This is a genomic window from Ruegeria sp. BHSB058, from assembly GCF_059613285.1.
Genome location: NZ_JBXWSF010000111.1, coordinates 1 through 9,866, shown reverse-complemented (window position 1 = coordinate 9,866; position 9,866 = coordinate 1). Strand labels below are relative to the sequence as shown.

At 62.9% G+C, this 9,866-nt stretch carries 14 protein-coding genes and 1 pseudogene; 4 read left to right on the top strand and 11 right to left on the bottom strand.

The genetic code is table 11. From position 1 onward, the window contains the following. Positions 1-443 (top strand): ATP-binding protein (locus AC2FNB_RS19265; RefSeq protein WP_496748441.1); only part of this gene is annotated, 443 nt, incomplete at its 5' end. A 169-nt stretch (positions 444-612) separates the two neighbouring features. Here the strand turns inward: AC2FNB_RS19265 and AC2FNB_RS19260 are convergent. Next, positions 613-930: a helix-turn-helix domain-containing protein gene (locus tag AC2FNB_RS19260; protein ID WP_496748442.1), complete on the bottom strand. Its 318-nt coding sequence runs from the start codon at positions 928-930 to the stop codon at positions 613-615. A 336-nt stretch (positions 931-1,266) separates the two neighbouring features. Next, positions 1,267-2,853, bottom strand: a pseudogene (locus AC2FNB_RS19255) (strawberry notch-like NTP hydrolase domain-containing protein); the annotation flags it as partial. Positions 2,854-3,031: 178 nt separating this feature from the next. Between AC2FNB_RS19255 and AC2FNB_RS19250 the strand changes: the two are divergent. The 3 genes from AC2FNB_RS19250 to AC2FNB_RS19240 all read left to right on the top strand — a co-directional run bounded on the left by AC2FNB_RS19250 (position 3,032) and on the right by AC2FNB_RS19240 (position 5,421). Next, entirely contained in the window at positions 3,032-3,328 is a 297-nt protein-coding gene (locus AC2FNB_RS19250; RefSeq protein ID WP_496748440.1) for a hypothetical protein, read from the top strand. Positions 3,329-3,701: 373 nt separating this feature from the next. Further along, positions 3,702-4,514 (top strand): type IV toxin-antitoxin system AbiEi family antitoxin domain-containing protein, encoded by an 813-nt coding sequence (locus tag AC2FNB_RS19245; protein ID WP_496748439.1) that lies wholly within the window; start codon positions 3,702-3,704, stop codon positions 4,512-4,514. Next, on the top strand, positions 4,504-5,421 hold the full coding sequence (locus AC2FNB_RS19240; protein WP_089849781.1) for a nucleotidyl transferase AbiEii/AbiGii toxin family protein: 918 nt from the start codon (positions 4,504-4,506) through the stop codon (positions 5,419-5,421). The genes AC2FNB_RS19245 and AC2FNB_RS19240 overlap by 11 nt, the downstream gene beginning before the upstream one ends. Before the next feature lie 82 nt (positions 5,422-5,503). Here the strand turns inward: AC2FNB_RS19240 and AC2FNB_RS19235 are convergent, their stop codons facing one another. The 9 genes from AC2FNB_RS19235 to AC2FNB_RS19195 form a co-directional block, all read right to left on the bottom strand. Next, a complete protein-coding gene (locus AC2FNB_RS19235) occupies positions 5,504-5,680 on the bottom strand; it encodes a hypothetical protein (RefSeq protein ID WP_496748438.1) in 177 nt (58 codons plus the stop codon). Between the two features lie 36 nt (positions 5,681-5,716). Continuing rightward, entirely contained in the window at positions 5,717-6,418 is a 702-nt protein-coding gene (locus tag AC2FNB_RS19230; RefSeq protein ID WP_496748437.1) for an RES family NAD+ phosphorylase, read from the bottom strand. Further along, positions 6,415-6,816, bottom strand: coding sequence for an MbcA/ParS/Xre antitoxin family protein (locus AC2FNB_RS19225; protein ID WP_207020918.1), 402 nt, complete (start codon positions 6,814-6,816; stop codon positions 6,415-6,417). The genes AC2FNB_RS19230 and AC2FNB_RS19225 overlap by 4 nt, the downstream gene beginning before the upstream one ends. 65 nt (positions 6,817-6,881) lie before the next feature. Beyond that, on the bottom strand, positions 6,882-7,526 hold the full coding sequence (locus AC2FNB_RS19220; RefSeq protein WP_066707396.1) for a DUF8835 domain-containing pootine: 645 nt from the start codon (positions 7,524-7,526) through the stop codon (positions 6,882-6,884). After that, positions 7,519-7,938 (bottom strand): hypothetical protein, encoded by a 420-nt coding sequence (locus AC2FNB_RS19215; RefSeq protein ID WP_066707393.1) that lies wholly within the window; start codon positions 7,936-7,938, stop codon positions 7,519-7,521. The genes AC2FNB_RS19220 and AC2FNB_RS19215 overlap by 8 nt, the downstream gene beginning before the upstream one ends. Positions 7,939-8,013: 75 nt before the next feature. Then, entirely contained in the window at positions 8,014-8,211 is a 198-nt protein-coding gene (locus AC2FNB_RS19210) for a hypothetical protein (RefSeq protein ID WP_081423915.1), read from the bottom strand. A gap of 1 nt (position 8,212) precedes the next feature. Then, positions 8,213-8,590, bottom strand: a complete 378-nt coding sequence (locus tag AC2FNB_RS19205; RefSeq protein ID WP_066707390.1) for a DUF6915 family protein — start codon at positions 8,588-8,590, stop codon at positions 8,213-8,215. A 10-nt stretch (positions 8,591-8,600) separates the two neighbouring features. Next, positions 8,601-9,092, bottom strand: a complete 492-nt coding sequence (locus tag AC2FNB_RS19200) for a DUF6878 family protein (RefSeq protein ID WP_089849792.1) — start codon at positions 9,090-9,092, stop codon at positions 8,601-8,603. Between the two features lie 97 nt (positions 9,093-9,189). Then, entirely contained in the window at positions 9,190-9,708 is a 519-nt protein-coding gene (locus tag AC2FNB_RS19195) for a hypothetical protein (protein ID WP_038147455.1), read from the bottom strand. Between the last annotated feature and the right edge of the window lie 158 nt (positions 9,709-9,866).

Sequence of the window (9,866 nt, the reverse complement as noted above, 5' to 3'; positions counted from 1 at the left end):
TCGGACCGAGCGGCACCGGCAAAACCCACATTGCCCTCGGCCTGGGATTGGCGGCCTGCCAGAAAGGAATGTCGGTCAGCTTCACCACCGCCGCTGCGCTGGTCAATGAGCTGATGGAGGCCCGTGACGAACGCCGCCTGCTCCGCATCCAGAAACAGATGGCCGCCGTCAAGCTGCTCATCATCGACGAACTGGGCTTCGTGCCCCTGTCCAAGACCGGCGCCGAACTGCTGTTCGAGATGATCTCCCAGCGTTACGAGCGTGGCGCCACGCTGATCACCAGCAACCTGCCGTTCGACGAATGGACCGAAACCTTCGGAACCGAGCGCCTCACCGGCGCTCTCCTCGATCGGCTGACGCATCACGTCAACATCCTTGAGATGAACGGCGAGAGTTACCGTCTGGCGCAAAGCCGCGCGCGCAAATCCACCGACACCGCCTGATCCGCCACGCGATTTGGTCCTATCGGACCAAGGCGCCTCGGCAAACGCCAGCTTCGTGGCGAGCGCGTTTGCCAAGGCGCCGGTCACGACCGAGGTGGTCCGCTTTTACTCCGCCCAATGGCCGGAAATTGCGCCGCCGTTGACACCAATAGAGCAGCTCTGAAAATCGTCACTCCGAGCTCCTCCGGCCCCCTTTAAGAGTGTCGGATGGCAGCTCACCGAACAGAACCCGGTAGCTGTGCGCGAAACGCCCGAGTTCCCAGAAACCGCAGGATGTCGCGGCCTCGCTGACGGTCGCGTAGTCACCGCTGAGCAATCTGCGCCGCGCAAGATGGAGTCTCTTCGTGAAAAGGTACCTGATCGGAGAGGTGCCGAACCACTCGAAAAAAATGCGGCGCAACGTCGGATAGCTTACGCCGGTTCTTTGCGCCAGTTCGGACGCGTGGATCGGCTCGAGGTCGGCTTCCCTGAGCAGGTCGCGAACCATGCGCAAGACCGCCCGTCTCGGAAGCCGTCCGGTCGGAGACTGGTCTCGTGTCGCGGACAACATGGCCAAGAACGCAACCTCGATGTCGCTGGCCAGGCCGCGCCCCACGGCGGCCTCGGCGGCACCATCGGGCGGGCAGGCCATCGTGGCCAGGAGCGTGCGCCGCACAACCTCCAGCTCGGCGCCAGGCGCCATGTGCAAATGTGACCCGGAAGACGGCAACTCGAAGGTCTCTCCATGGCTCATCGCCCGTTCAAGAAGATCTCTCGGCGGCGTCAGCACGATCTCGCAAAGCCCGCTGGTCGAGACATCTGCATGTTCCGAACCCGGCGCATAGACCCCGATATCCCGGGCCCCGAGCGCCTTGCCCGCTCCGGTGCCATCGCCAAGGAAGAAACCCCGGCGGAAGCCGATAGCGTCAGCGGCGTCCTCCGGTGCTGCGGATACCACGTCTCCGGTCTCATCGACGGTCCAAGACCCCGCGAGACGCGCGCCATGCGCCTCCCCCGCGTAGATAACGGTCTCGAGCTGCGCGTCGGACAGCAGGCCGTCGCGCAGGACGGCCGAGGGCAGCTTGGGGCGATAGCTCGGTTTCGGCGGTGCGACAGAGGCCATGGCCGCCGATTGCACAAGCTTGGTCGGGTGTTGGGCCGCGCCCGGGATCTCGATCGCCTGCAAACGGAAGGTCTCGTAGATCGCATCGGACAGACGTGTCGCGTCCTCGGCGTTGTCGCGGAGTTCGTAGCTTAGGTCCTCGACCTCGATCGGCGCTCCAGGTTTCTCCGGTTGAGCCGCAGAGGTCGCGCGCGATCGGTTGACGGGCTTGCATGTTGTGGGGGCAGGATTTCCCGGGAGGGGGAATGAGCTGCCCTGGCCTGCCGACGCGGCATGATCCAGTTCGAGACGCGGCGGAACCTCGGTCACAATTCTGGACAGAAGATGCGCTGCGTCAGGGGACATCGGCTGGCGCAGGTCGGCGGTGATGCCGCCCGGCTCGCCGCCGCGGCATTTGTCAAAGACAGAAATCCGCGTCTCGAAGCTGGTGCCGTGTTTGGCGAAAGCTGCGCCCGACACCGCGCCGGTGAAGATGAGATGGGCCGTCTCGGTCAGACGGCCGAAGGTCTCGGCCCAGGCCGGCGCATCCGGCGCGAAACCGGCCCCTGTGATGGCCACGAGCCGTCCGCCGGGAACCAAGCGCGCAAGGGCCGAGCGCAGATGTCGGGCCGTCGCCTCGGTCGACCGACCATCGACATTGGCTTGGGCCGAGAAGGGCGGGTTCATCAGAATGATGCTCGGGCTTGAGCAGGCATCGAGATGATCGTCGATCTGCGCGGCATCGAACCGGGTGACCGGTCGGGCCGGGAACAGCAGGCGCAGAAGATCGGCGCGGGTGCCAGCAAGCTCGTTCAGCGCGAGGCCGCCACCCGCGATCTCTGCGAGGATCGCCAGGAGTCCGGTCCCGGCGGACGGCTCCAAGACTAAATCGCGGGGCGTGATCTGTGCTGCCGTCAGTGCCGCGATTCCCATGGGCAATGGCGTGCTGAATTGCTGAAATCGCTCCATCTCTTCCGACCGCCGGGTGTGCGTGGGCAAGAGGCCTGCCACCTTGGTGAGGATCGGCAAGAGCGCCGCAGGCGAGCCGGCACGCGCAAGCAGCGCCCGACCGAACTTTCGTAGAAAGAGGATCAGCGCCACCTCGCCCGCCTCATAGGCGAGCTTCCAGTCCCAGGCACCGGTCGCATCGGAACCGCCAAAGGCATGTTCCATCTCGCGGCGCAGGCGCAGCGCGTCGATCTGAAGCCCTTGCGCCAGATCGGGCTGCAGCGCTTCGGCAACAGCAACGATCGCAGGGGCAGGATTTGCTGCCAACGGGACAATGGGCGCAGGCAAGGACGCCTGCGCAACAGGGGCAAGATGGGTCATCGGGAAACTCCGGAATGAAGGACAGGATCAGGCCCGTACACCCTCTCTCGGGCAGCCTCGGACCTGATCTTTCCCGGCCCCTCTCTCCCTCTCGAATCCGACGCGTCCCGGAAGCTCGGCTTGATTTTGTTCTTGTTATGTTCTATATTCTGAGCCAAGCCAGAAAGGGGGTTCCACCATGGAAATCACCACGCACGCCCTGCCGGCAACGCCCAAGCAGATCGCCTATGCGCGGTCGCTCGCCCTGCGCAACCGGACGCTCCTGCCCTGGGAGGGTCAGCAAGGCCGGCGATCTTTGAGCGCTTGGATCGAGGCTCAGGCCCGGCTGAAGCCGGTATCGGACATGGACCGGCTGCCCACGTCCAAGCAGGTAGCCTTCGCTGAGAAACTCGCCCAGATCAAACGGCGCGCCGTTCCGGACGAATGCTTCCGCGACAAGCGGCTCATGTCCAAGTGGATCGACGGGAATAAGTGAGCACCGCACCGGCTAGTGACGCTCTGTGCGATCGTCCAGCTTTTTGCCACATCATAGTTTGGCAAACCGAGCGCAGCTGCCAACCTGTAGGTTGGCAGACTGGCCCTTCGGGACATCAGCCTCGGTCAAGCTCCTGTCCGAAGGACCAAGGTCTGGTTCCGGCGGCACGCCGGGATGTGCACCGCTGCGACCTTCGGTAACCACCGCAAGTCGTAGCCGTCTCTCAACCCAGCGTCTTCAGATCTCCCTCCCCTTGGGGCTAGTCCCTAAGTTCTTTGGAAATGGTGAGATAGGAGCGTCCATAACGCAGGAAAAGCATTTTCATCAAAGAAAACTGTAGATGTCTCTTTGAAAATCTGTCACTTTAGGTATCATGGACACCGCAAGGTCACAGAATCTGAAGAAAGTGCTCGATGCCGTACCCGCCGGGTATCTGGTCGACGCGGCATGGCTCGTCTCGCAGGGCATCGCCTATGAGAGCTTCCGTGACTATGTGAAACGCGGCTGGCTGGAGCGCATCGCACGCGGTGTCTTCCGCCGACCAGTCCCGAATATGCAGGCGTCCAACAGCATCGACTGGAAGACCTGCATCCTTTCGATGCAACATATCATGGGTCATGATCTGCATGTCGGGAGCACAACGGCACTCGGTGAACAAGGACATGCCCATTACCTCCGCCTGGGGGAAAGCGCTCCAGTCTGGGTCTATGGGGACAAGGTCCCGAACTGGCTGATCAAACTGCCGACGGATGCCCCGATCAATATCCGCCCCCGTTCCTTGTTCACCGATCCGAAGCTGGGTGTGATCGAGGGCAAAACGACAGGCCTGCCATGGGACTGGGGTCTGACGATGTCGACGCCGGAGCGCGCAATCCTGGAAGCCATGGACGAGTTGCCCCACCATGAGAGTTTCCACACGCTCGACATGGTCTTCGAGAGCCTGACAACCTTGCGCCCAAGGCTGATTTCCGACCTCCTGCAAGCGTGCCAGAAGATCAAGGTAAAGCGTCTGTTCTTCGTCTTCGCCGACCGCCACGATCATCCCTGGCGCAAACGGATCGACCCGCAGGCCTTCGATCTCGGAAGCGGTGACCGAGCCCTAGTCCGAGGTGGCAAAATCCACCCGCGCTATCGGATCATGGTGCCGGAAGATTTCGTGAAACCGGAGGCCGGCAGTGGCGCGTGAGACCTATGAAGCCCAGGTTGCACTGCTGGTGCGCGTTCTGCCACATGTCGCGGACGAGAACGTCTTCGCGCTCAAGGGCGGGACGGCCATTAACCTCTTCTACCGCGACCTGCCGCGGTTGTCGGTCGACATCGACCTGACCTATCTTCCGATCAAGGACCGCGCCGAGAGCCTGGACGAGATCAATGCCGCGATGGATCGCATCGCGGCCGCCATCGAGACCGGCATTCGCGGCGCGAAATCTCAGCGCATCCAAGGGGGCGGCGGCGGGGCCACGCGGCTGCTGGCACGCTTTGGGAATGCCGAGATCAAGATCGAAACCTCGCCTGTGACCCGTGGCGTCGTCCACGACCCGGAGATCCGGACCGTCTCTGCAGCCGTGGAAGATGCCTATGGCTATGCCGAAATGCAGATCGTCTCGTTCGAGGACCTGTTCGCTGGCAAACTGCACGCTGCCCTCGACAGGCAGCATCCACGGGATCTCTACGACGTCACGCTCCTCTACGAAAACGAAGGCCTGACGCAGGACCTCTTCCAGACCTTCCTGATCTATGTCGCCAGTTCGCCGCGCCCGGCGCATGAGCTGCTCGATCCGAACCTGATCGATCTCGAGCAACCCTACGCGCGGGAATTCGAGGGCATGACCAGAGCACCCGTCCCTCTCGATACGCTTCTGGCGACGCGCCTGAAGTTGGTCGCCGATCTGCAATCGAGGCTCGATGACAAGGCGAGGCAGTTCCTCCTGACGCTTCAGGACGGCGAGCCTGACTTTGCGGCGATCGACCGCTCGCAAGCCGCTGACCTACCGGCCGTGAAGTGGAAACTCCTCAACCTGAACAAACTGAAGCGCGACAACCCCGAAAAACATGCCGCGCATCGCGACGCCTTGTTGAAGCTCTTGGGCTGAGCCACGCCCAGCACCGTCGTGAGGGGAGCTTTGCGTTGGCCGTCCTCATCGCGCCGATGGGAGGCGCCGAAGGCGGGTGAACTCAGTCGGCGCTTCCAAGCCCTGTGTTTCGCTGAAATGACCGCGTTTTTGCCCGATGAAAGGCAGAGCGCAGGGCTTCGGTCAGCAAAGGCGGCGAGTCTATCGCTTCAAAGAAGTGCTCATGGTCGATCTGCTTGAGATCGGTGCGGTCTGGGCTTTCGATATCAGGCGTTGCCATCTTTGTAGGCCTCCAGGCCAAGTACGGTTTTTTGGATCAGCCGACGGCCGCAATCGAGTAGTGCGGAGTCCCATCCCACACAAGATCCCAAGACGCGCCTGGACGAACGTTCTGAATTGCGTGGGGCTCGAAGCAGACCAAGCAATTCCCGCCCGGTGCAGGAGCCCGTACCGAAGGGTAAATCAGGCCCTTGGATCCGCCCCGACGCAGATGCTGTGCCAGGCTTTGGCCCTCGGGATACCCGACAGCCGGATCCGGATGCAGCGCCGGATGACCTGCCTCATCGGTCATGTCGTCGAAGACGCCGATGAAGTCGGCCAGCAATTCCACATAGCGGGCGCTATCGTGGAAGCTGCCGGTAAAGCCGAGTTCGCGTGTACGGTGCCAAGCCACTTCGCTGACAGAAACCATCACATCCCATGCGCAGTACCAAGCGCCGCGCTCCTCGGCGTTGAAGCGGTTTCCGCCGGCGCGGGTGTAAGTGAAGGCTGCGTTGACGTGACTGTCCCCATAGATGCGCAGATCGCGGCTACGGCGTTGCCAAGCGAGTTCGCGCGGGTCCAGATGTGGGTTGCGCCCGCGTTCGGCCTGTAGACGTCCACTGGTCAGGCCCTCGATCTCTGCCAAGATCTCCATCTCGTCATCGGTATCGACGAGACCGCGCAGGGATGGCGGCTTGTGGTAGGTGGCAGACAGGAGACGAACGAGACCGCGATCTGAAACCTCGGTCTGCTTCATGCCCCACCACGCAACGCATCGAGATAGGTCCGCACCGCGAGGATCTGCGGCAAGCCACCTTCGATGGCGGTGTCAACCGGACGGCTGCCCCCGAACAGCGGGCCGGTGTTCGGTCGGGTGAACCAGCTTCGCGCGAGCGGCTCGGAGAAGTAGAGTTCGAGCGACTTGAAGATGCCAATTACAGCGCTGAGCCGCAGCAGTTGGTCCTTGGTGAGCTCTCCGGCGAAATCCGGCTTCTTGGCGCGCTTCCACGTGCTCTCTGACATGTCGGCAAGGCCAGCTGCTTCCTTGAGACTGAGACCCCAAGCATCGGCTACGCGTGCATAAGCTTTCAACGCGACGGCGTTGATCTGTGCGGGTTCCCGGATTTTCTCTGCAACGTACATGGCGTCCTCCATTGGCCTCAATATAGTCCATATGGACTTACTGTAAAGATCAAATGAACCTTACGCTTTGATCACTGTTATCCGAACCGCCGCCCTCCTTCCGTGAACGTATACGCGTTGACGATGATCCCCTCCTCGATGGCCTCGTCCGAGGTGAGGTGGTCGTATTCGGCCTCAAGCCGGCGGTAGAGCCAGCGGGCCAAATCCCGCAGCGCCTCGGTCACGATCTCTTCGGCGTCCTCGGTGGGCGGCTGCCACGTCGGACTGTCGCGCGCCACGTCCACGGACATGCAGTATTCGTGGTAGTAACGGCCACGATGGCTGACCTCGGCAGCAAGCTGGTAGAAGTTGCGCCGCTGAACGGCCTGCAGACGGTCGGCGATGCCATGGAGCGGCGCATCGGTCGGGGCGTAGTCCCGGATGCGCGCGGCCGCGCCCTTGGCGTGGGACCAGTAGCCTTCGAAACAGGCCCCGTCGCCCTGGCTCCAGAAGCCGGAAAACCAGATGCAGGGCTTGGCCCGCGTCCCGCCGCCCATCAGACGGACGGGCGTGGTTTTCAGACGGATACCGAGGATCTCACAGACTCGCTCGAAATCCTCATAGACCGCGTCCCACCAGTCGTCGTGGGGTCCGAGGTCGCGATACCAGTTGCGGGCCTTCTCCTTGGCGGCATCCGACAGCTCGGGGAACTGGTAGACGGTGGTGCAAATGATCTCAGGCATCGACGTCCTCCCCGTTCAGCGCCGCGACCAACCATTCTTGCGTGCTGGACCAGCCGATGGATTTACGAGCGCCGAGATCGATGGCATGCGCGCCGCCGCCAAAGGCGTCGAGCCGCGGCCGAGAGCAGGTCAGAGCATACTGGAACCCCCAAAGGCCGGTGAGGCCGAGGTCTTCGGCGAGCCGCAGCACGAAGCGGATGACGGCTTCGACATCGCCGTGTTCGTCGTCATGGATCCAGAGGCTGCTGCCCTCGGGGGCATCCTGGTGCACGAGATCGAAGCCAGCGATATCCGGGTCGTCGGCGTCCTGATCCGCAGCGCGCAGATCGTGAAACAGCGCGAGTGCTCGGGCCGCCTTTTCGGGAGTGCCGACGTCGAGCAGGCACGAGAAATGGGTGAAGTAATCCGCCATGGGGACCTCCTGAATGGGGAAGACCCGGCCAGGAGGCCGGGCGATCGATTGGGATGAAGGGGTAGTTGGGAACGATCAGCCGGTCGGCGTGTCGCCCGCCGCCTGTCGTGCGGCATGAGCGCAGAGCATATGCCGGTAGAAGCGCTTGCGCGCCAGCCGGAGACCGCAAACAGCGCGCGTGTCGGGATGTAGCGACCGGACCGCCGCGCGAACCACTGCCAGTGGCGAAGCGGTCGGCGGCAAGCCAAGACGTCGATAAGTGGGATCGGTCATTTCACGTGACCTCGACCACGGGCGAGACGAGATGCGGATCGACCTGTGCCTCGATCCGTTCGGTCCGCCCCATCCAAAGCTCGGGCCGAATGGCCTTCACCCAATCGGCGAAGCTCGGGATGAAGCCGAGGTCCTCCTTAACATGCTGCTCGCCGACCCAGCGGGTCGGGATGACGCGCCCGGTCGAGAGCGTGAGGGTCGGGCCGAAAATCGTCTCGGCCATGAAGATGCCCTCCGCATGGTGGCGCAGCGCCCGGTGCCGAAAGTCGGCTGTGATCTCCTTGCTCTGGTCGAACCAGGAATGCACGGCGAGGTAGTCGTCGACCGTGCCGCCCCATTTCTTCACCGAGGACAGGGCGTGGTGATACGGATGTGCCATCGCCGCCCCCTCAGAAATCGTGCGTGTAGAGTTCGGACGAGGTGAAGCGCTCGTTGAACTCAAGGTGGATGGTGCGAGCGCTCGCGTCGAAGCAGAATTCGCCGTAAGCCCCGTCGTTGTTCTCCCAGCCGCAATGGGTGTCGGAGAGGAAGTCGTAGGCCAGCTGCTCCACGACATCTTCGAGCGAAAGCGCCCGCATCTCGACCTCCGGGTCGTCCCAGGTCAATGCGGCATAGGCGATCTCGGTCTTGGGGAAAGCAACCTCGGTCTCGCCAGCGTAGGCTTCGATGCTTTCAACCTGGCCGCTATCGCCATAGCCGTCGAAACTCACGGTCACATGGGTGATGCCCGCGGCAGTCAGAGCATCGAAGAGGCGCTCCTTGTTGGCCGGACGCAAAGCTGCGATCCGCGCGTCTCGCTCGGCCTGCCGGGCCAGCACGGCGGTGAAATCGATCCTGGACGGCGCCATCGGCGCGGCCAGGGTGGGTTCGATCTTGGACATTGGAAACTCCGAAATGAGGGAAAGGATCTGAACCCCGAGGCTCTCTCTCGTCCTCCTAGGCTCACATCCTCCCCTGCCCTTCTCTGACTCTCGGGCGTCACGCCGCGATCTGCAGGGCGCGAGACGCGAAGACACGCCAGAGCGGATCGACAAGACGGGCATCGAGAACGTCGGCGTGGTGCCGCAGCCGTCGCGCGAGGCTATGTTCATGCCACTCGGCCGCCCGCATGGCCTGCGCGCGGGTCTGGCTGGCCTCGGACACGACGGCGCGGGCTTCGGCGGCATCCGAGACCGGGTGGCACCATGCGACCCCGCCATCACAGGTAGCTCCGGCCAGAACGAGACGGCCCTCCCGATCGAGGATTGCCAGGATGCGCGGAGCGTCTTCAGGTGTGATATCTTCGGCGTGAACGATTGCCCCCTGCATGGCCTCGGCCAGCGTGGCAAACCGCTCCAGTACCTTGGGGTGTGCCTGCCCGGACATGAGAGCTGCGGGCGCATGGCAAGCCGTCGTGAGTGCGAACGGCAAGTCTTGATCTGCAAAAACGGTCAGGAGGCTCGGCGGCAAACCTGTTTTCTGCGTTTCCGGCTGAGTTTGGAGAGGAAGGTCGAACATGGGCATATCTCCGACGGTGCGGAGAGCCTCTCTCCCCGCTTCAAACCGTCAAAGACCAAACCACCCCCTCGGACTCTCTGTCGCTGAACGGGTCGATCATTTCGGCGTTGGTAAATCGCTCCATCGAACCCGCAAGTAGCGCCCTTCGCGCTTTGGGA